The 21,536-nt window shown below is 63.0% G+C and carries 19 protein-coding genes; 6 read left to right on the top strand and 13 right to left on the bottom strand.

Features of this window, described 5'->3' with window-relative positions; genetic code table 11:
- Positions 1–3 precede the first annotated feature (3 nt).
- Genes NKH49_RS13225 through NKH49_RS13210 form a run of 4 tightly spaced genes read left to right on the top strand, consistent with a single transcriptional unit; the run spans position 4 to position 4,245 of the window.
- The gene (locus NKH49_RS13225; RefSeq protein WP_352612924.1) at positions 4–1,524 is read left to right on the top strand and encodes a GMC oxidoreductase; all 1,521 of its coding nucleotides are present in this window, start codon (positions 4–6) and stop codon (positions 1,522–1,524) included.
- On the top strand, positions 1,521–2,282 hold the full coding sequence (locus tag NKH49_RS13220; protein ID WP_352612926.1) for a 3-ketoacyl-ACP reductase: 762 nt from the start codon (positions 1,521–1,523) through the stop codon (positions 2,280–2,282). The genes NKH49_RS13225 and NKH49_RS13220 overlap by 4 nt, the downstream gene beginning before the upstream one ends.
- A gap of 12 nt (positions 2,283–2,294) precedes the next feature.
- Positions 2,295–3,923: a GMC family oxidoreductase gene (locus NKH49_RS13215; protein ID WP_352612928.1), complete on the top strand. Its 1,629-nt coding sequence runs from the start codon at positions 2,295–2,297 to the stop codon at positions 3,921–3,923.
- Positions 3,924–3,933: 10 nt separating this feature from the next.
- On the top strand, positions 3,934–4,245 hold the full coding sequence (locus NKH49_RS13210) for a Dabb family protein (RefSeq protein ID WP_352612930.1): 312 nt from the start codon (positions 3,934–3,936) through the stop codon (positions 4,243–4,245).
- Here NKH49_RS13210 and NKH49_RS13205 read toward each other — a convergent pair whose 3' ends face one another.
- The 13 genes from NKH49_RS13205 to NKH49_RS13145 form a co-directional block, all read right to left on the bottom strand.
- Positions 4,246–5,091 carry an EamA family transporter gene (locus NKH49_RS13205; RefSeq protein ID WP_352539371.1) on the bottom strand — a complete coding sequence of 282 codons (846 nt, stop codon included), beginning with the start codon at positions 5,089–5,091 and terminating at the stop codon, positions 4,246–4,248.
- A gap of 7 nt (positions 5,092–5,098) precedes the next feature.
- Positions 5,099–6,013 carry an endonuclease/exonuclease/phosphatase family protein gene (locus NKH49_RS13200; RefSeq protein ID WP_352926280.1) on the bottom strand — a complete coding sequence of 305 codons (915 nt, stop codon included), beginning with the start codon at positions 6,011–6,013 and terminating at the stop codon, positions 5,099–5,101.
- Between the two features lie 89 nt (positions 6,014–6,102).
- Positions 6,103–7,653: a cation:proton antiporter gene (locus NKH49_RS13195; protein WP_352539373.1), complete on the bottom strand. Its 1,551-nt coding sequence runs from the start codon at positions 7,651–7,653 to the stop codon at positions 6,103–6,105.
- Positions 7,654–7,822: 169 nt separating this feature from the next.
- Positions 7,823–8,887 carry an ABC transporter ATP-binding protein gene (locus tag NKH49_RS13190; RefSeq protein ID WP_352612935.1) on the bottom strand — a complete coding sequence of 355 codons (1,065 nt, stop codon included), beginning with the start codon at positions 8,885–8,887 and terminating at the stop codon, positions 7,823–7,825.
- Positions 8,888–8,910: 23 nt separating this feature from the next.
- Positions 8,911–9,702, bottom strand: a complete 792-nt coding sequence (locus NKH49_RS13185; protein WP_352539375.1) for an ABC transporter permease — start codon at positions 9,700–9,702, stop codon at positions 8,911–8,913.
- Complete coding sequence (locus NKH49_RS13180; protein WP_023675356.1) at positions 9,699–10,613, bottom strand: ABC transporter permease; 915 nt, start codon at positions 10,611–10,613, stop codon at positions 9,699–9,701. Before NKH49_RS13180 ends, NKH49_RS13185 begins: the two co-directional genes overlap by 4 nt.
- Before the next feature lie 64 nt (positions 10,614–10,677).
- Positions 10,678–11,784 carry an ABC transporter substrate-binding protein gene (locus NKH49_RS13175; protein ID WP_352539376.1) on the bottom strand — a complete coding sequence of 369 codons (1,107 nt, stop codon included), beginning with the start codon at positions 11,782–11,784 and terminating at the stop codon, positions 10,678–10,680.
- Positions 11,785–12,026: 242 nt separating this feature from the next.
- On the bottom strand, positions 12,027–13,199 hold the full coding sequence (locus NKH49_RS13170) for an iron-containing alcohol dehydrogenase (protein WP_352612939.1): 1,173 nt from the start codon (positions 13,197–13,199) through the stop codon (positions 12,027–12,029).
- Positions 13,200–13,237: 38 nt separating this feature from the next.
- Positions 13,238–13,723, bottom strand: coding sequence for a DUF2569 domain-containing protein (locus NKH49_RS13165; RefSeq protein WP_352612941.1), 486 nt, complete (start codon positions 13,721–13,723; stop codon positions 13,238–13,240).
- Between the two features lie 42 nt (positions 13,724–13,765).
- Positions 13,766–15,154 carry an aldehyde dehydrogenase family protein gene (locus NKH49_RS13160; protein WP_352612942.1) on the bottom strand — a complete coding sequence of 463 codons (1,389 nt, stop codon included), beginning with the start codon at positions 15,152–15,154 and terminating at the stop codon, positions 13,766–13,768.
- A gap of 180 nt (positions 15,155–15,334) precedes the next feature.
- A complete protein-coding gene (locus NKH49_RS13155) occupies positions 15,335–16,705 on the bottom strand; it encodes a glutamine synthetase family protein (protein ID WP_352612944.1) in 1,371 nt (456 codons plus the stop codon).
- Between the two features lie 100 nt (positions 16,706–16,805).
- Positions 16,806–18,368, bottom strand: coding sequence for an amino acid permease (locus tag NKH49_RS13150; protein WP_352612946.1), 1,563 nt, complete (start codon positions 18,366–18,368; stop codon positions 16,806–16,808).
- Between the two features lie 22 nt (positions 18,369–18,390).
- Positions 18,391–19,215 carry an N-formylglutamate amidohydrolase gene (locus tag NKH49_RS13145; RefSeq protein WP_352612948.1) on the bottom strand — a complete coding sequence of 275 codons (825 nt, stop codon included), beginning with the start codon at positions 19,213–19,215 and terminating at the stop codon, positions 18,391–18,393.
- Positions 19,216–19,361: 146 nt separating this feature from the next.
- Here NKH49_RS13145 and NKH49_RS13140 point away from each other — a divergent pair, with 146 nt between their 5' ends.
- Together NKH49_RS13140 and NKH49_RS13135 are read left to right on the top strand one after the other, a co-directional pair.
- On the top strand, positions 19,362–20,189 hold the full coding sequence (locus tag NKH49_RS13140; RefSeq protein ID WP_352469495.1) for a MurR/RpiR family transcriptional regulator: 828 nt from the start codon (positions 19,362–19,364) through the stop codon (positions 20,187–20,189).
- Between the two features lie 505 nt (positions 20,190–20,694).
- Positions 20,695–21,510, top strand: a complete 816-nt coding sequence (locus NKH49_RS13135; protein WP_352612950.1) for an SDR family oxidoreductase — start codon at positions 20,695–20,697, stop codon at positions 21,508–21,510.
- Positions 21,511–21,536: the final 26 nt, after the last annotated feature.

Genomic DNA, 21,536 nt, shown 5'->3' with positions numbered 1-21,536 from the left:
GCCATGACAAATCCCGACATCGTCATCATCGGCTCCGGCATAGGCGGCGCCACGATCGCCTCCGGCCTTGCCGGCAGTGGCGCCTCGATCCTGATGCTGGAGCGCGGCGAAGCCCTGCCGGCAACGCCGCACACACGCGACACCCGCGCGATCTTCGTCGATGGTCATTATCGGCCGAAGGAGATGTGGCTCGAGGCCGGCGGAGCGCCTTTCAACCCGGGCAATTACTACTATGTCGGCGGCAATTCGAAATTCTACGGCGCTGTGCTGATCCGCTACCGCAGGGAAGACTTTTCGGAGATGGAGCACTATGGCGGCATCTCGCCGGCCTGGCCGTTTTCCTATGAGGAATTCGAACCCTGGTATTCCAGGGCCGAGCAGCTTTTTCGCGTGCGCGGTGCACTCGGCGAAGACCCGACCGAGCCGTTCCACTCTACGCCCTACCCTTTCGGGCCGGTACCAGACGAGCCGCCGATCGCGCGTGCGCGCGCCGAGTTGAAGAGCCTAGGCCTGCATCCGGCATCGCTGCCGCTCGGCGTCGACATCGAAGCCTGGCTGAAAGATGGCAGCACGCCGTGGGACGCGTTTCCCAACACCGGGACCGGCAAGATCGACGCGCAATCCGGGCCGTTGGCAGCAGCCCTTGCCGATCAGAATATCCGGCTTGAGACCGGCGCCCATGTCGAATATCTCGAGGCATCGCCGGACGCCAGGACGATCGAGACCGTCCATTACCGCCAGAACGGTGCGCTGAAGAAAGTCGCGCCGAAGCTGGTGATCCTGTCGGCCGGCGCGGTCAATTCAGCCGCCGTCCTGCTGCGTTCGCCTTCCCCTTCTTCCAAGGGCAAGGGAGGTGGCAAAGGCCTGGCCAACCGTTCCGACCAGGTCGGCCGCAACTTCATGAACCACAATTCGAGCGCCATGCTGGCGATCGATCCGCGCCGCAGGAACAAGTCCGTCTACCAGAAGACGCTGATGCTGAACGATTATTATCTGTCCGACGGCAAGGGCGGCAAACCGCTCGGCAACGTCCAGCTTCTAGGCAAAGTCGACGGCAACATCCTCAAGGCCAATGTCAGGCGCGCGCCCAAATTCGCGCTGGATTTCATGGCCGGCCACGCCGTCGACTGGTATCTGATGTGCGAGGACCTGCCCGATCCCGACAGCCGCATCATGGTCGACGGCAAGGACATCGTCATGCAGTGGCGGCGCTCCAACATGCAGTCGCTCGACGGACTGACCAAGGTGATGCGCGAGAATTTCCGCGCCTGCGGCTATCCGATCGTCCTGTCACGTCCGTTTGACAAGCGCACGCCCTCACATCAGTGCGGCACGGTGAAGATGGGCAACGATCCAGCGACCTCGCCGCTGGATCCGTTCTGCCGCTCCTTCGACCACAGCAATTTGTTCGTCGTCGATGCTGGCTTCCTGCCGAATTCGGCCGCCGTCAATCCGGCGCTGTCGATCGCCGCACAGGCGCTGCGCGTCGCCGATCATATCCGCAAGACGGAGCTTGCAACATGAGCCGCCCGGCAGCGATCGTCACCGGCGGCGCGCGCGGCATCGGCCTTGCCTGTGCCGAGGCGCTGGCCGGCGCAGGCTTCGACATCCTCGTCGCCGACCTTGCTGACGAAGCCGCAGACGGGCTCGCCGCCGACATCACCGGGCGCGGCGCGAAATTCGCCTATGTCAGCTGCGACATCGCCGACCTCGACGGCCACGCAGCGCTGATTGATGCCGCGACAAGCGCCTTCGGCCGCATCGACTGCCTGGTCAACAATGCCGGCATCGGCACTGTCCTGCGCGGCGATCTGCTCGAGCTCAAGCCGGAAAATTTCGACCGGGTGCTCGGCATCAATCTGCGCGGCACCGTATTCCTCAGCCAGGCCGTCGCCAAAGCGATGCTCGGCCTGCCAAGCGATGGTGCGAGATCGATCATCACCATCACTTCGGTCAGCGCCGCCATGGCCTCGCCGGAACGTTCCGATTACTGCATCTCCAAGGCTGGGCTTTCGATGTGGGTGAAGAACCTGGCACTGCGGCTCGCCGCCGAAAATATCGCCGTGTTCGAGGTGCGCCCGGGCATCATCCGCACCAACATGACCGCCGGTGTGACCGCCAAATATGACGGGCTGATCGACGGCGGGCTGGTGCCGGCGATGCGCTGGGGCGAGAGCGAAGATATCGGTGCCGCCGTGGCGGCGCTCGCCGGCGGCAAGTTCGGCTTTTCGACCGGCTCGGTCATCAATGTCGACGGTGCGCTGTCGGTGCCGAGGCTATGAACAGGTGACGCCATGACCGACTACATAATCGTCGGCGCCGGCCCGGCCGGGTGCGTACTCGCCAACCGGTTGAGCGAAGATCCGTCGCATCAGGTGCTGCTGCTCGAAGCCGGCGGCAAGGACTGGCATCCGCTGATCCACATGCCGGCCGGTTTTGCCAAGATGACCAAGGGCATCGCCGCCTGGGGCTGGTCGACAGTGCCGCAAAAGCATACGAAAGACCGCGTCTTCCGATACACTCAGGCCAAGGTGATCGGTGGCGGCTCTTCGATCAACGCCCAGATCTACACGCGCGGCAACGCCCGCGACTACGACGCCTGGGAGAAGGAAGAAGGCCTTGCTGGCTGGGGCTATCGCGACGTACTGCCCTATTTCAAGCGCGCCGAGAACAATCAACGTTATGCCAACGATTTCCACGGCGACCAAGGCCCGCTCGGCGTGTCGAACCCGATCGCGCCGCTGCCGATCTGCGAGGCCTATTTCCGTGCCGGACAGGAGATGGGCATCCCCTTCAATCCCGACTTCAACGGGGTAGCCCAGGAGGGCGTCGGTTACTATCAGCTGACGCAGAAGGACGCGAAGCGCTCCTCCGCCTCTGTCGCCTATCTCCGGCCGATCCGCGAGCGAAAGAATCTCACCGTCAGGACCGGCGTTCTGGTGACACGCATCGTCGTCGACAAGGGCCGCGCCGTTGGCGTCGAGATCGTCGACAGGCCGGGCGGCCAGCCAACGATCCTGCGCGCCGAGCGCGAGGTGATCGTCTCGTCCGGCGCCATCGGCTCGCCGAAGCTTTTGCTGCAGTCGGGCATCGGCCCGGCCGACCATCTGGAGGCGGTCGGCGTGACACCGGTGCACGATCTGCCCGGCGTCGGCTCCAATCTCCAGGATCATCTCGACCTGTTCGTCATCGCCGAATGCACCGGCGATCACACCTACGACAACTACGCCAAGCTGCACTGGACGGCTTGGGCCGGCCTGCAGTATCTGCTCCTGAAGAAAGGCCCGGTAGCCTCCAGCCTGTTCGAGACCGGCGGCTTCTGGTACGCCGATCCGACCGCCGCCTCTCCCGATATCCAGCTGCATCTCGGCCTCGGCTCCGGCATCGAGGCCGGCGTCGAGAAGCTGAACAATCCGGGCGTGACATTGAACTCGGCCTTCCTGCGCCCGCGCTCGCGCGGCACCGTGCGGCTGAACAGTGCCGACCCGGCCGACCGCCCGCTGATCGATCCGAACTATTGGTCCGATCCCTATGACCGCGACATGTCGATCAAGGGGCTGAGGCTGGCGCGCGAGATCATGCGGCAGAAGGCGCTGCAGCCCTATGTACTGCGCGAGGTACTGCCGGGACCCGACCTGCAGAGCGGCGACGAGCTGTTCGACTACGCCTGCCGCAGTTCCAAGACCGACCACCACCCGGTCGGCACCTGCCGCATGGGCCACGATGCGATGAGCGTGGTAACGCCAGATCTCAGGCTGCGCGGTATCGAGGGCCTGCGCGTCTGCGACGCCTCGGTGATGCCGCGCATCCCCTCCTCCAACACCAATGCCCCGACGATCATGGTTGGCGAAAAAGGCGCCGATCTGATCCTTGGCCGCGAGCCGCTGCCGCCGGCGGTGTTTTCCACCAACCGAGCGGCATGAGGGACAAAGAATGATCAGGCACTGTGTCTTCGTCAGATTTCGCAACGATGCCGCCGACGCCGAGCGCGCGGCAATCCATGCCGATCTCGAAGTGTTGCGGGCCGTGATCGACGGCATGGGCAAGGTCGAATTCAGCGCCAATACCAGCCCGGAACCCTTCGCCCGCGGCTTCACGCACGGCTTCACCATCGACTTTCGCGACGCTGCGGCACGCGATGCCTATCTGGAGCATGAAGCGCATCAGCGAGCCGGCGCAAAACTGGTCGCGGCGCTCGAAGGCGGCACCGACGGGCTGATGGTGTTTGATCTGGAGATCGCGTGACTATCCCATTCTCAGCGCAACGACGCCGGCAACGATGCTAAGCACCGCGGCACCTCGCCATGCCGTCATCTTCTCGCCGAGCGCGAACACCGAGATCATCATGGCGAACAGGATCGATGTTTCGCGCAGCGACGCCACCGAGGCGATCGGCGCCTTGGTCATCGCCCACATCACGATCCAGTAGGCGCCGCCGCTGAGCACGCCGGTATAGATTCCGGCCTTCCAGTCGCGCGCCAGCACCGGCAGCGCCTGTGGGCCGCGAGAGACGACGCATAGCACCAGCGCCCACAGCGCATCGCAGACGAACAGCCAGGCGGCATAACTCGACGCGGTGGCGGCCAGCCGCGCGCCGCTGCCGTCCGACAGCGTGTAGCTGGCGATGAAGATCGATGTGCCCAACGCGAAACCGACGGCGCGCAGGTTCAATTTCTCCAAATGCGCGCCGCCGCGAAACGACAGCACCAGCGTGCCCGCCGACAACAAGAGGATGCCGAGAATGGCGAGCGGCGCCGGCATCTCGGCAACCACCACAACGCCCCCCAAAGCGGCCAGCAATGGCGCGGTGCCGCGCGCCAGCGGATAGGTCTGGGCGAAATCGCCGGCCTTGTAGGCGCCGATCAGGAACGTCCTGTAGCCCATGTGGAAGACAACCGAGGCGAGGATGTATGGCCACACTTCCGGCTTCGGCACCTCGACGAAAGGCAACGTCACCAGCGCAGCGGCACCCATGCCGAGCGTCATCAGTGTGATCGACAGGAAACGGTCGAGGTGGACCTTGACCAGCGCGTTCCAGATCGCATGCATGGAAGCGGCGGCGAGCACCGCGAAAAAGACAAACAGGCTCATCGGCGGTTCATCCGCCGCCCGTCCCGATGACGATCGGCGTCTCCAGGTCGATATCGACCCAGAGCGGAAAATGGTCGGAAGCGATTTGGCCGATATCGGCGCTGACCGAGCGCACGCGCCCGGCAAACATGCCGCCGACGAAGCAATGGTCGAGCCGGCGCTTTGCCAGCCTGCCATCGATAGTCTTCACATGGGTGTGGAAATCCGCTGTCGGTTCCATTGCGACGGCGGCGACATCGACAAAACCGTCGAGATAGGCGGCACCGCGATGATAGGGCGCGCTGCCGACAATGCGCCGGTACTCGGCGCTATCCGGCTCCATGTTGAAGTCGCCCAACCAGATCGCCGCTACGGGGTTTTCTGGCTCCTGTTCGCCATTGCTCCAGTTGCGCGCCGGCTCGTCGTCGGCGCCGCTCCATGGGCCGCCCTCGGACGGCGCGCGGCGATGCTCGGCGAGCAAATAGTCGATCTGCTCCAGCCGCTCCTCGGCCGCGATATGCGCCAGATGCAACGACAGCACCCGCACCGGACCGGCAGGGGTGCGGATCATGCATTCGAGTGCGGCATTGCGGGTGTTGAGCGGCCGCAGCGTGCGCCTGAGCGGCAGCGTATGCAGCCGCGACCAGACGATCGGAAGCTTCGACAGAACCATGGTGCCGAATTGCCGCCGCCGGTTGACGATGCGGCCTTCACGCCGGTGGCTGGCATCCATGTCGAAGGCCGGCCCGTAGACCCAATGGTGGTCGGGCAGAAATTGCGAAAGAAGTTCCGGCTGGTCGTCCTCGTTGCTGCGCAACCAGTGCCGTTCCACCTCCTGCAAGGCGATGATGTCGGCGCCGGCCACGACCTTGGCACAACGCGCCAGGTCGTAGCGGCCATCGCTGCCGAAGCCGTACTGGATGTTATAGCTGACCAGCTTCATTGCTTATCCGGCTCAGTTTCCTGCTGGCAGTAGCCGTTCGCTGACAGCCTTGCAATGTGCAGCCGGGCGGAGGGAGCTTGGGCCAGATGCTAAGTGGTCAGCGGCTGGAACCGACCGGGCGGGGATGCTGCCAGTTCCGACCAGTCGATTTCTTCCTCAAGGCGGTGGTAGGCTTCGTCGCCGATCGTTCCGTCGATGCGCAAACGCTCCAGCGCATCGCGCTGGCTCTTGATGGCGTAGAGACGCAATCTGTCATACTCGGTCGCCGCCTGGGCATCCTCGGGGTTTTCGGCGATGGCGCGCTGGGCGGCATATTGCTCTCGCACCGCCCCGGCCGCGCTCGATGTCTTGCCGCTGAGCACGTCCAGCGCCGCCTGCATGATGGCGACGCGCGCCTGCGCCACCTCCCGGTCGACCGTCCGGTCGAGGTCGAGATTGAGCAGAAGCAGCAACGGTTTCAGGCTGACGCCTTGCAGCACCAATGTGCCGAGCACGACCGTGAAAGCGGCGAGCACGATCGGATCACGGCCCGGAAAGTCGGCCGGCAAGGCGAAGGCTGCCGCAAGCGTCACCAGGCCGCGCATGCCGCACCAGCCGATGAGCACGCCGCCGCGGAATGTCGGTGCGTCCTTCCGCCTGTCCTCGTCGCCCAGACGTGCCAGCGCTCTGAGGATCGCGCCGCAGCCCAGAACCCAGACGAGCCGCGATACGATGACGACGGCCAGCACAGCCAGGGCAAAGACGAACGCCTCGCTTTGTCCTTGCTCGGCAAGTCGGCCGACGATGGACCGCGCTTGCAGGCCCATCAGAACGAAGGCCAGCACGTTGAGCACGAACACCGCCGTCTCCCAGACCGAGTAGGAACTGACACGATTCCTTGCCGGCATGCGGCGCGGCGATGTACGTGCGATCGTCATGGCGTAGACGACGATCGTGATGATGGCGGAAAGCCCTATCCTGTCGGCCAGGATCCAGACGCCGAAGGTTGAGGCGAATTGCACCACGGTGCCGCTCGCCGGGTCGTCGATGCGGCCGAGTATGGCGAGAGACAACCGGCCGAGCACATAGCCTGCGGCAAGGCTGCCGACCGTCGACAGCAGGATCATTGGAACGGCACTGCTCAACAGGATGGTGCCGGCGGCTGCGGAAACCGACATCCTGTAGATCAGCAGCGCCGTGGCGTCGTTGAGAAGGCTCTCGCCTTCCAGGATGGCGGTGATGCGGTGCGGCACCTTGAACTGTCCGAGCACGGCCGCCGCCGCCACCGCATCGGGCGGCGCTACGATCGCGCCGAGCGCTATGGCGGCGGCGATGGGCAAGCCTGCCATCGTCCAGCCGACCAGCGCGACCGTCACGGTGGTGAAGATGACGGCGCCAAGCGCCAGCAGGATGAGCGAAACCTTGTAGCGGTTGAGATCGCGCAGCGACGTGTCATAGGCCGCGTCGAGCAGAACCGGCGCGATGAACAGAGCGAGCGCCAGCCCCGGGTCGATCTCGATGGTCGGGGCAAACGGCAGGAAGGCGATGCCGGCGCCGGCCAGCGCCAGCAATGACGGATAGGGAATCTGCAGACGCCGCGACAACGCGGTCAGGGCGACCGCGATGAGAAGCAGGACAAGGGTGAGTTCAAAAAGCGCCATGCCTTATCGTAGCGGTGAAGCCGGGCGATTGGCACTGCAAAAACGACGACGGCTTTGGCTGCTGGTGAATGGTGAATGGTGAATGGTGAATGGTGAATGGCTGCGTGCAGAGGAATTTCGGCGCGTAAAGCGCATTCTTACTATTCACTGTTCACTATTCACTCTTCTCCTAATGCAGCACCAGCATGTCGCCCGACGAGAACGAAATCTCGGCCTTTTCGCCGACGGCCGGCGGCGGTGTGGCCGGACTGTTGAACGTGTCGAGCGAGACCGTGCTGCCGCCGATGCCGACGCGAACCCGGATGACCGAGCCGAGGAAATGCACCTCGGCGATTTCGCCCCAAAGGCTGGAATCGCGACCGGGGTGTCGGCCGAGCGAGATCGCCTCGGGCCGCAACGCCAGCGACAGCGTGTCGCCGGATTTCGAGCCGTTGAGCTTGCCCTTGAGCGAGACCTCTTGCGAGTTGACGCGCACCTTGCCCGAAGCGGCGTCGGTGACCGTGCCTTCGAGCACGTTCAGCGTGCCGACGAAATTGGCGACGAATTTGGTTGCCGGCCGGTTGTAGATCTCGAACGGCGTGCCGACCTGCTCGGCCTTGCCGCCATACATGACGGCGATGCGGTCGGAGATCGACAGCGCCTCTTCCTGGTCGTGGGTGACGAAGATGGTGGTGATGCCGAGCTTCTTCTGGATCGAGCGGATTTCCTCGCGCAGCGACACGCGCACCTTGGCATCGAGCGCCGACAGCGGCTCGTCGAGCAGCAGCAGTTTCGGCTTGGGCGCAATCGCCCGCGCCAGCGCGATGCGCTGCTGCTGGCCGCCGGACAGTTGGTAGGGATAGCGGTCGCCCATCTGCGGCAGCTTGATGATGTCGAGCATCTCGGCAACGCGCCTGTCGGCATCGGCCTTCGGCATACCGGCGACCTTCAGCCCGAAGCCGATATTCTGCGCCACGGTGAGGTTCGGAAACAGCGCATAGGCCTGGAACACCATGCCGATGTTGCGCTGGTTGGGCTTGAGCCGGGTGACGTCCTTGCCGGCCACGACAATCTTGCCGGCGGATGGCTCCTCGAAACCGGCGACCATGCGCAGCACCGTCGTCTTGCCGCAGCCCGACGGGCCAAGGAAGGAGACGAATTCGCCCGGCTCGACGTCGAGGTTGAAATCCTGCACCACAATGGCGGCGCCGAAGGATTTTCGCACCTGCTGGATTGAGAGGAATGGCTCGGCCATGGCTTTTTCTTTCGGCTTTTCGATCAGTTCGGGCTGTTCGCCGATCGCGGAGCGAAGCGCGACAGGATCTGGATCAGCGACATGCAGCCCCAGGTAATGGCAAAGGCGATGATGGCAAGCGCCGCCGGCTCATAGGCGCGATTGGCGCCGACGTTCTGCAGATAGGGTCCGAAAGCAGGCCGGTTGAGCAGGCTGGCCATGGTGAATTCGCCGATGACGATGGCGAAGGTCAGGAAGGCGCCCGACAGCACCGCGATCAGCACGTTGGGCAGGATGACCCGAGTGATGATCGTGCCCCAGCCGGCGCCGAGGATCTGCGCCGCCTCGGTCAGTGTCCGTACGTCGATTGTGCGAAGCCCGGTGTCGACGGCACGATACATATAGGGCAGCGCCAGTGTCGCATAACCGATGACCAGCAAGGCATTGGCTCCTGTCTCGCTGGCCAGGAACGGCAGCGGTGAGTTCGACCCGTACATTCTGATGTAGCCGAAGACGATAACGATGGCCGGAATGACCAGCGGCAGCAGCGTGATGAACTCGACGACGGGCCTGATCTGCGGCAGCCGCAGACGAATCCAGTACGCCGCCGGCACAACCACCAGCACGCCAAGGACGATGGTGAAGATGGCGGCGACCACCGAATAGATGAAGGTCGCCTGGAAGCGGGGATCGCCGAGCACGACCTGATAGGCATCGAAGGAATACGCGCCGCGCCGCATGCGCATGGAGAATTCCACGGTCGCGATCAGCGGAATGAAGAAATAGGCCGCGCCCAGCGCGAAGACGATCCAGGCCCAGAATCTGCCGGACTTCATTTGAGCCACCTCTCAGAGCGCGTCCGGAACCAGATGTAGAAGACATTGGCCAGCCCAGTGATGACGATCATGCCAAAGGCGATGGCGTAGCCGAGATGGGCATTGTGCAGCACGTCACCGCGGATCTGCGCGTAGAGCAGGATAGGGACGATGTTAAGCGAGGAGCCGGTCAGAGCGTAAGCGGTGGCGATGGCACCGAAGGCGTTGGCGAACAAGAGGATGACGGTGCCGAGGAAACTTGGCCAGATCACCGGAATGACGACCATGCGCCAGAACTGCGCCTGGGTCGCGCCAAGCGTTGCCGCCGCTTCGCCCCATTCCTTCTTCAGCCCATCGATCGCCGGCACGATGATCACCACCATCAGCGGGATCTGGAAATAGACATAGGTCAGCGTCAGGCCCCAGAACGACAGGATGTTGAAACCATGGGCATAAATGTTGAAGCCGACCAAGACGTTGAGCAGCACCGTGGCGAGCCCGAGCCGGCCGAGCGTCGCGAGAAAGGCGAAGGCCAGCGGCACGCCGGCAAAATTGGAGGCCACGCCGGAAAAGGTCAGTGTCGCCGAGCGTATCCACTCCGGCAGCCCGCCGCGCACGATGGCGATGGCAATGGCAAGTCCCGCGAAAGCACCGATCAGCGACGAGGCGAGGCTGACCTTGATTGAGATCCAGTAGGCGGCAACGATCGACGGCTGCGCCAAGGCCGCTATGTTTTCGAAAGTGAATTCGCCGGCATCGTTCCGGAATGCGCCCAGCATCAGATAGAGCGTCGGCAGGATCAGGAACATGATGGCGAAGATGAAGAAAGGCGCAACGCCAAGCCATTGCGTCGGCAGCCGCATGCTGCGGGCGTCGGCAGGAGGCGCGGTCTTCCCGGCAACAGCGTGATCGGACAACGAGATATCGGTCATGCGCCGGCTACCGTCCTGGAGGTATGCCGGGCGGCCATCTAAGCCGCCCGGCTGATCTCAAGTCTTACTTGACGTTGGCGCCGACGACGGCATCCCAGTTCTTGGTGATGGCTTCCTTGGCCTTGCCCTGCTCGTCGAGCGTCGGGAACACCGCGGCTGCATAGGACTCGGCCGGCGGCAGCTTGGCCATCACGTCAGCCGGGAGCTTGCCATTCTTGGCGAGGTCGTTGAAGCGGATCGGGTGACAATAGCCCTTCAGCCAGCCGACCTGGCCTTCGTCGGAATAGAGATATTCCAGCCACAGCTTGGCAGCATTCGGGTGCGGCGCATAGGCGCTGATCGCCTGAACATAGACGCCGGCGACGACACCGGTCTTCGGCACGACGACGTCGACCGGCGGATTGCCCTTCAGCGTATCACGGCCGGCAAGCGCGTTGTAATCCCAGGTTACCAGGATTGGCGTCTGGCCTTGAGCAAGCGTCGCGGGCTTGCCGATGACCGGCACGAAATTGCCGGCGGCGTTGAGCTTCTTGAAGAAGTCGAGACCAGCCGTGCCGGCGGCTTCGCCGGCAGCCGCACCGCCGGAAAGCCCGGCGGCATAGACTGCCTGGATGGCCTGGTTCGAAGCACGCGGGTCGCCGGCGAGCGCCACGGTATTGGCGAATTCCGGCTTCAGCAAGTCGGCCCAGTCGGCCGGCGCTTCCTTGACCAGGTCCTTGTTCACCAGAAACGAAAGCACGCCGTAATAGTCGCCGGTCCAAAAGCCTTCGGCATCCTTGGCGCTGTCCGGGATCGAGTCCCAGGTTGATACTTTATAAGCCTGGATCAGGCCATCCTTCTTGGCGGTCGGGCCGAAGCTCAGGCCGACGTCGATGACGTCGGGCGCTTGCGGGCCCTTGTTGTCCTTGTTGGCCTTGATCGCCTCGACCTCGTCGCCGGAGCCGGCATCGGGGTTGAGCTCGTTGACGGTGATCCCCGGATATTTTGCCTTGAAGCCGTCGATGACCGCGCCGTAGCCGCACCAGTCATGCGGCAGCGCGATGGTGGTGAGCTGGCCTTCAGCTTTGGCTGCGGCGACCAGTTCATCCATGGACTGGGCCGACGAGATGGCAGAGGTCGCCATCAGGGCGACGGCCGAAAGGGAAAGCAGTTTTCCCGTGAATTTGAACATGTGTTCTCTCCGTTGAACTGACGCCGTTGGACGCCTGCGATGCGGTATCGTTTTCGTGTGACAGCCAGATGAAAGCTTTGTGAAAGCGATGCCCCGCAGTATGAAAAAGTAAACTCTTTTTAACCGGCTGTAGCAATCGCTTCGCGATTCTTTTTCCGGCTAACTAGTTTCGATCCTGCCTTTCATCTTTCCCCCTTTCCTTTGCCTCTTTTCTCAAGTCGATTTCCGATGCGAAAATTGTCTCAGACGGTGCCGGCGATGGCGTTTTCGAGCAGCGTCAGCGCCGCCTTCTTGGTCAGCTTGACCGGGTTGCCGCCGGCGGTCGGATCGACCACCGCCATGTCGGCAATCAGGCCCTTACGCTTCTTGTCCATGTCGAGCCCCTTGATCAGGCCGGGCAGCGCATGCGGCACCTTGAGCTCCTTGCGCAGCTTGATGATCGCCTTGGCAAAACCGTCGAAGCCGCCCTTGATGCCGCAATAGGCGGCAAGCCGGGCGATGCGCGGCTCGATCGCCTCGCGGTTGAAGGCCAGCACGTAGGGCATGAACACGGCGTTGGTCATGCCGTGGTGGCTATCGTAGAGCGCGCCGATCGGATGCGACAGCGAATGAATCGCTCCAAGCCCTTTCTGGAAGGCGGCCGCTCCCATGGCAGCGGCGCTCATCATGTTGGCGCGGGCGACCAGATCCTTGCCGTTGGCATAGGCTTTCGGCAGGTTTTCGAAGACCAGCCTTATGCCTTCCACGGCGATGCCGTCGGCCATTGGGTGATAGCCCGGCGCGCAATAGGCTTCGAGACAGTGAGCGAGCGCATCCATGCCGGTGCCGGCGGTGATGAAGCCCGGCATCCCGACCGACAGCTCCGGATCGGCAATGACGATCGCCGGCAAGAGCTTTGGATGGAAGATGACCTTCTTGGTATGGGTCGCTTCATTGGTGATGACGCCGGCGCGGCCGACTTCCGAGCCGGTGCCGGCGGTGGTCGGCACGGCGATGATCGGCGCGATCGCATCGGCATCGGCGCGTGTCCACCAGTCGCCGACGTCCTCGAAATCCCAGACCGGCCGTGTCTGCCCGGCCTGGAAGGCGATCAGCTTGCCGAGGTCGAGCGCCGAGCCGCCGCCAAAGGCAATGACGCCGTCATGCTTGCCCTTCTTGAACACGGCAATGCCGGCGGTCAGGTTGGAATCCACCGGGTTCGGCTTGACCTCGGAAAATACGCCATAGGGCACCGTGGCGTCGTCGAGGATCTTCAGCGTCGAGGCCACCACCGGCAGCCTGGCCAGTCCCGGATCGGTGACGAACAGCGGCCGCTTGATGCCGGTCGCCGCCAGCACCTCCGGCAGCTCCTTGATGCGTCCGGCGCCGAAGCGGACGGTCGTCGGGTAATTCCATTTGGAAACGAGTTTTGTCATTTCGACCTTCTTGACTGCTTTCGTGCTCTCGGATGTCGTCAATTCACAAAGGTATTGGCCACACGGTCTGACCGCATCATGTACGGAATCCAGATGGCTACGGCCCAGACGGAACGGTAAATTCCGCGCATCGTTTCGCTGTCGAACGCATCAGCCAAGGTTGGAAAGCTCTCGCGAAAAACCAGATGCGCGGCCCATGGGTCGAGGATGGCATATACCGGCATCGCGACTGCCCAAATCATGTACCAGCCCGGGAATATCTCCCAGCGCTTGAACATGAAGAACAATAACAGGACCGGGGCTGTAAGGCTTAGAACGCCTGCTGTCACCAGTTCGGCAACGAGCAGCGCACCTTGAGAAAAACTGAAGGCCTGCCAGTCGAAGCCGAGATAGTCGGTATTGTGCAGTTGTACCAACCCCAGTATCGGCGTGAGCATCAACCCGAGCATCGGCAGGACAAGCCATCCGCCGATACCCTCGGGACCCTCACCATCTGGCAGCGCCGATTGTTGTGTATCCGCCATTACTCCCCCTCAACAGCGATCGCATGCCTGTCGATCGCCACCTTAGATCACCTCGCGCAGATGGTATGATTTCGGCCTGGTCAGATTGTCGTAGCCGATGGCCGACAGTGCCGCGCCCTTGCCGGTGTCCTTGACGCCGGTCCAGACCAGCGCCGGGTCGAGATAGTCGCAGCGGTTCATGAACACGGTGCCGGTCTCGACACGATCGCCGATCGCCGCCGCATGCTCAATGTCGCGCGTCCAGATCGAGGCCGTCAGCCCATAGGGGCTGTCGTTCATCAGCGCGATCGCCTCCTCGTCGTTGCGCACCTTCATGATGCCGACGATCGGGCCAAAGCTTTCCTCGCGCATGACGCTCATCTGGTGGTCGACCTGGGTCAGCACTTCCGGCGCCAGATAGGGCGAACCTTGCCTGTCGTTGGCCACCTTCATATCGATGTGCGCCTTGGCGCCCTTGCGCAACGCCTCGGCCTTCTGCTCGCGGATCAGGTCGGCGAAGCGCGCCTGCGCCATCGGCCCCATGGTGGTCGCCTGGTCGAGCGGATTGCCGACGACGTAGTTCCTGGTCTCGGCAATGAAGCCCTCGACGAATTCATCGTAGACCGTCTCATGCACATAGACGCGCTCGATGCCGCAGCAGCACTGGCCGGAATTGTAGAAAGCGCCGTCGACCAGATTGGCAACGGCATGGTCCATCTTTGCGTCCGGCAGCACATAGGCCGGATCCTTGCCGCCGAGTTCGAGGCCGAGCGTCATGAAGGTGCCCGCCGCCGCCTTCTCGATGGCGCGGCCGCCGGCGACCGAGCCGGTGAAGTTGACATGGTCGATCTTGCCGGAGCCGAGCAGCCTTTCGGTCTGCGCGTGGTTCAGGACGAGGTTCTGGAACAGGCCCTTGGGCAGGCCGGCCTTATCAAACGCCTGCTGAAACCGCTCGCCGACCAACAATGTCTGTGCCGCATGCTTGAGGATGACAGCGCTGCCCGCCATCAGCGCCGGCACGATGGTGTTGACGGCGGTGAGATAGGGATAGTTCCACGGCGCGATCACCATGACGACGCCGAGTGGCACCTTCTTCACATAGCGGCGAAAGCCGTCCTTCGGATTGGAGGCCATGACCGGCTTCAGGGCCGCCTCGGCGATCTCGACCATGTAGCTGACGCGTTCCCTGACGCCGCCGAACTCGCCGCCATAGCGCACCGGCCGGCCCATCTGCCAGGCGATCTCCGGCACGATCTCGTCGGTCATGGCGACCAGCGCTTCCAGCATGGCAAGCATGTATTTGCCGCGCTCGATGACCGGCGTCTCAGCCCACTTCTCCTGCGCCGCCTTGGCACGTTCGACCGCGGCACCGATCGCCTGGTCGGTGGCAAGAGGCCGTTCGGCATAGATCGAACCGTCGACGGGGGATTTCATCTTGACCGTTTCGGTCATGCCTTGGGTCCTCGCATTCTACAATAATGTCGTTGGTTAGCGCCGCCCCTCATCCGCCTGCCGGCACCTTTTCCCGTATACTGACGGGGAGAAGGGACAAGCTCAGCGCCGGGCCGCCTCTCCCCCGTTCTTCACGGGAGAGGCTGAGGGTGAGGAGCGGCGCCAACGTTGCCAGATTATTCAATACCGCTCGAACCCCCTGTGCAGTTCCCAGTCCGTAATCCGGCGGTCGTACTCGAACTGTTCCCAGTGTGCCGTGTGGACGTAATGTTCCAGCACATCGTCGCCGAGCGCTTGCCTCAGCATTTTCGATTCCGCCAGCGTCGCGGTGGCGTCGCGCAATGTCTTTGGAATTTCAGGCAGCTGCGAGGCCTGGTAGGCATCACCGACGAAGGGCTTCTGCAGTTCAAGCTTTTCATCGATGCCTGCAAGCCCGGCCGCGATCAGCGCGGCGAAAGCCAGATAGGGGTTCAAATCGGCGCCGCCGATGCGGCATTCCATGCGGATGCCCTTGGTGCCCTCGCCGCAAAGACGGAAACCGGCGGTGCGGTTGTCCTCGCTCCACATGATCTTGGTCGGCGCAAAGGTGCCGGCCTGGAAGCGCTTGTAAGAGTTGATGTAGGGCGCGAGGAACCAGGTGAATTCCTTGGCATATTTGAGCTGCCCGGCCGCCCATTGCTGGCCGAGCGTCGACAGCGTCCACTCGGCATTTTTGTCGTAGAACAACGGCGTCTTCCCGTCGGCGCTCCACAGCGAATTATGGATGTGGCTGGAATTGCCGGCGAGCCCGTAATTGTACTTGGCCATGAACGAGATCGCCTTGCCTTCGGACTCGGCGATTTCCTTGGCGCCGTTCTTCAGGATGACGTGGCGGTCGGCCATGTCGAGCGCCTCGGCGTAGCGGACATTGATCTCCTCCTGGCCTGGCCCCCACTCGCCCTTCGAATTCTCGATCGGGATGCCGGCCGCCTCCATCTCGTTGCGCAGCCGGCGCATCACGCCTTCTTCCTTGGTGGTGATGCCGATCTGGTAGTCGCCGATATAGGGCGATGCCGTCTCGAGGCCCTGCCAGTGCTTCTTGCGGGCGGAATCGTAGGTTTCGCTGAACAGATAGAATTCGAGCTCGGAAGCGAAATAGCCGATATAGCCGCGATCCTGCAGCCGCTTGACCTGCTTCTTCAGCATGGCGCGCGGCGAATGCGCCAGGTCATCATGGGTATGGTGGTCGAGCACGTCGCAGATCACCAGCGCCGTCTTCTCCAGCCACGGAACGCGCCGCAGCGTCGCAAGGTCCGGCTTCATGACGAAATCGCCATAACCCTTCGACCAGCTCGCCGCCTTGTAGCCGGGCACCGGTTCCATATCGATGTCTGCGGCCAAGAGATAGTTGCAGCCATGCGTCTCGTCATGCGCGGAATCGACGAAATAGCGGGCCAGGAACCGCTTTCCCGCGAGCCGCCCCTGCATGTCGACGATGCAGGCCAGCACCGTGTCGACCTCGCCGCCGGAGACCGCTTGCTTCAACTGATCGAACGAGAAATTTCCGGCCATTCCTTTGGCACTCCAGCGCTTGTCGTTTCGGGCTTGTCACTTTGAAAAGGAAACGGAAACCCATGGCCGGCACGATGCCGGCCATGCTCATCAGAGAGCGTCAGGCGCCGGCCTCGCCGACAGCTATCTCGGCTGCCTTGATCGCCGCCTGGCGCTTTGCGATCTGGTCGCCGATGGGCGGACCCTGGAAGCGGCGGTTCTCGAAACCGAACCAAAGCACGGCGGTCAGCACAATGAAGCCCAAGGTGATATAGAGCACTTTGTCGTTCGGCGGCTGGATGGCGATGTAGAAGATGATCGCCATGCCGATGACCGACAGGATGCAAAACAGCTTGAACAGGCCGGCGCCGAGGTTCCATGGGCCGGGGTTCGGCCATTTTTCCGTTCCGAAAGCCATCATGCCGAGCACGATCGGAATGATGAAGGACAGAAACAGGAACACCAATGTCGAATTGACGACGATGGTATAGATGTTCGTGCCGCCGACCGAGATGAACTGGGCAAGAAAGACATAGATTACCTCGAGCACAGCAGCCGTCCAAATCGCATTGACCGGCGTGCGCCAGGTCGGGCTGACCTTGGCTAGCGAGGCCGAGCCGACCGGCATGCCGCCGTCACGCGAGAAGGCGAAAAGCATGCGCGAGGCAGAGGTGACCGTTGCCAGACCGCAGAGGAACTGCGCGATCAGGATGCCCAGATAGAGCAGTGTCTTCAGCCACGCCGGCAAGATCGCGTCCATCGTGGCGAAGAACACGCTCCAGCCCTGCTTGGCGCCGGCCGCCAGATCCGGAATCGCCAGTACGATCGCGCACAGCATCACCCAGCCGATCAGCGACGACCAGACTACGGACGAAACGATTGCCCGCGGAACCGAGTGCGCCGCCCTCAACGTTTCTTCCGAAGTATGCGCCGACGCGTCATAGCCAGTGATGGTGTACACCGGCAGCAGCAGGCAGAGCAGGAAGAGATACGTCATGGAATCGGACTGCGGGAAAACACCGCCGCCGGCATCACCCGAATAGTTCGTGAACGTCCACAGCCGCGTGATGTCGATCGCTGGAGCAAACATCAGGCAGGCGACGATCAGCACGGCTGTCGTTGCCAGGATCAGGAAGCCGGAGGCGTCCGTCAACATAGCCGTCAATTTGATGCCGAAATGATTGAGCAGCGCCTGCAACACGGTGATGAAGGCGACAAACCCGACGATCTCACCAGGCGTGCCAGTCATGCCGAAGGCTCCGCCGAAAGTGCCGACGAAGAAGAAAGCAGTACCGATGTTGATGGCGCCGAGCACGGTGATCAGGCCGAGCAGATTGAGCCATGCGGTGAGCCAGCCAGTGAAACGGTTCCCTAGGATGGATGCCCAGTGATAGAGGCCGCCGGCGGTCGGAAATGCAGAGGCGATCTGGGCCATGGCGAGCGCGAAAAATCCCGAAACCATGCACCCGACGATCCAGCCGATGCCAGCGCCGGCGCCACCGATGGACGACGTCGCTTGCGCGAAGGAATTGATGCCGCCTGAGAGGATGCAGATGATCGAGAACGAGATCGCGAAATTCGAGAAGCGGCTCATGCTTCGCGACAGTTCCTGAGCATAGCCCATTCCGTGGAGAACTTTCAGGTCCTCCTTCTTGTCAACTTCGCTGTAACCCGGTGCTACCATTTTAAAGTCCCCTTTTGGTTTCTTAGCTGGCCGATTGAACTGACTTTCCGACGGCGCTTGGTCTGGAGGCCTTGGCCGCTTCGGGCTCCAGATTGAGAAAAATACCTGCGAGCAGATCCGCCCATTTCCGCTGCCCGGCTGCGCCGGCGATCTCGTCGTTGCGGATTTCAATCATTGCGCAGGCCAGCCCGCGCGAGCGGGCATGGCGTTCCAGTGTGAAATAGACGCGGTCGGCCGGCGAATAGGGTTCATTGACGCCGACCGTTACGCCGGCGAGCCGCTTCAGCGCCGCGATCAGCGGCGCCGCCAACCGACCATCCTCGTCATGGATGATGCCTATGTGCCAGGGCCGGCTCTTGCCCTTGTATACCGGCGTGAAGGAATGGATCGAGACCAGCCTGGTCTCCCGCCCGGCCGCCAGGCGCTCGTCGATGACCGTTGCGATCCTCTCGTGAAACGGCCGCCACGCCAGAGCGATGCGCGCCTCCCGCTGGTCGGCGGAAAGCCCCTGGTTGGCCGGGATCACGGTTTTTTCGCTGGCGCTGACCGTCACTATCAGGTCCGGCGCGTCGATCGGCCGGTTGCAGTCGATGACGAGCCGCGAGACGCAGGTCTCGACCAGCGTCGCATCAAGCACCTCGGCCATCCGGCGCGCCACCGGCAAGGCGCCGGGATCCCAGGCGATGTGGCGGGAAAGTTCCTCGGCGGCAAGGCCGAGCGTTCCGAATTCCGGTGGCAGGAAATTGGAGGCGTGGTCGCAGGTCAGCACGAAAGGGCTTGATCCGCCGGGGTTCGTCACCCTTACGGTTTCAGGCGATGCAAGGCTGGCGGGCCGTGCTGTCTCCATTGTCTGCTGTCCCCGGGGAGCGCTGTATCGTATGTTACGTATTTTGCCTCATTGCGTCCCTGCGGATGATTTCATACAGTTTGGCCGGCTTTGTCAAACGCGATTTCGATAATGCGCTAACGGCACGGCCAGGGTGGGGAAAAAGCATGGTTTCGAGCATTGCCGAACTGATCTCCGACCGTATCGGCACCATGCCGGCCGGCGAGCGGCGCGCAGCGCAAGCGCTGATCGCCAGCTATCCGCTGATCGGGCTGAAGACAGTCGCCGAATTCTCGGCTACGGCCGGCGTATCATCGCCGACGATCCTGCGTTTCGTCGCCCGGCTCGGCTTCCAGAACTATCCGGAATTCCAGTCGGCGCTGCAAGACGAGCTGGCGGCGCAATTGCAGTCGCCGGCTTCGCGCACGCTCAATCCGCCATCGCAGGGCAGCAGCGCCGTGTCGCCGATGCTGGAGGCGACCCTCGACAACATGCGCGAGACATTCCGGCATCTCTCGGACAAACAGCTTGCCGACATCGTCGCCAAGCTAGCCGACCGGCGCGGCAAGACATTCCTGATCGGCGGCCGCTTCACCGACCCGCTGGCGCGCTACATGGCCGCCCACCTCGCCATCATCCAGCCCAACGTTTTTCACCTCGGCGGGCAGGAAAGCGTCTGGCGCGACCGACTGATCGACATGGGCAAGCGCGACGTGCTGGTGATCTTCGACATCAGGCGCTATCAGGACAGCCTGGTCCGTTTCGCCGAGACGGCCAACCAGCGCGGCGTGCAGATCGTGCTGTTTACCGACCAGTGGCTGTCGCCGATCGCCCGCTTCGCCCGCCATGTCATCGCCGGGCGCACCGCCGTGCCTTCGGCCTGGGACTCATCCGCCGCGCTTTTCGTCGTTGCCGAAGCGCTGATCGGCGCGGTCACAAGGCAGCTCGAAGCCGACGGCGCCAAACGCATCCGCGAACTGGAAAGCCTGCGGTAGAGCCCCTCCGGAAAGGCACGCCTTTCGCTTCGCTCTAGTCCACTAGAAAACTGATCATCTGCAGGATCAGGATCAGCAAAAGGACGCCGAAGACAGTCGCAACCACCGCTGTCAGCAGGACGGTGCGTTGTTTCTTACCCATGGCTTTCCCCCCGACAGCATAGTCCCCGTCCACGACTGCGAATATCAGTCCCGCCCCACTGCTCGGCCACCTCCCAACTCCTCAAGACCCGCCTGCGGCTGGGGCGGAGGAGTAATGACGACTGGTTCACGTGCGAAATGAACCGCTTACCAAGGTGCTCGCTAACGGGCACGGCCGCATCATTCATCCGACCCATGTCACGGCCGAATCACCACCTTGCATTTCGGGCTTAACCATTCAGCCGCTAAGCGTGCCCCACCCCAGCTACTTTACCCATGGCAAGCATGATCGAAGTTCGGCTAGCCTTGTCGACGTGAAGCCGCTTCCTTGAACCAAAGCGCGGTGAACTGCGCGGAGGGTACGATGAGCTATCTGGACGAGCTGTTCTCAGTCGCCCGCAAGACAGCGCTGGTCACCGGCGCCGCGACCGGCATCGGCCGCATGGCGGCGACCGCTCTGGTCATGGCTGGCGCCTCGGTGATGATTGCCTCGCGCAAGGGCGAGGACTGCGCCAAGGTTGCCGGCGAGTTGAACGGACTTGGCGCATCCGGCCGGGCGGAAGGTTTTGCCGGCGACGTCTCCAGCGAGGCCGGCATTGCGGCGCTTGTGGCCGAGGTCAGGGCGCGGACCGAGCGGCTGCATATCCTGGTCAACAATGCCGGCATCTCCTGGGGCGCGCCGCTGGAAAGCTTTCCCTACCATGCCTGGGCCAAGGTGTTCGGCGTCAACGTCACCGCGGTCTTCCACCTGACGCGCGAATTGCTGCCTCTGCTCGAGGCCGCCGCCAGCGATGCCGACCCGGCCCGGGTGATCAACCTCGGATCGGTGATGGGCACGCAGCCTTTGGCCGAAGATGCCTACTCCTACTCGGCCTCGAAGGCCGCGGTTCACCATCTGACGCGCATCCTGGCGATCGAGTTCGCCGCCCGCCGCATCACCGTCAACGCCTTTGCGCCTGGCCCTTTCCGGAGCCGGATGACGGCCTTCGCCACCGGCACCGAGGACCAGGCAAGACATATCGGCAACTACGTTCCGATCGGCCGCATCGGCGCACCGGATGACATTGCCGGCGCAACGCTCTATTTGTGCAGCCGGGCCGGCAGCTATGTCACCGGCGCCATCCTGCCGATCGATGGCGGGCAGTCGGTGCAACACGGGCTGACATTGTTCAAGGAATGAGACGCACGCCATCCGGCGAGTGAAAT

It is taken from the genome of Mesorhizobium sp. M1088, from assembly GCF_040318575.1.
Classification (GTDB): Bacteria; Pseudomonadota; Alphaproteobacteria; order Rhizobiales; family Rhizobiaceae; genus Mesorhizobium.
Note: the sequence above shows the minus strand (reverse complement) of the source record. Positions and strands in the feature narration are given on the sequence as shown.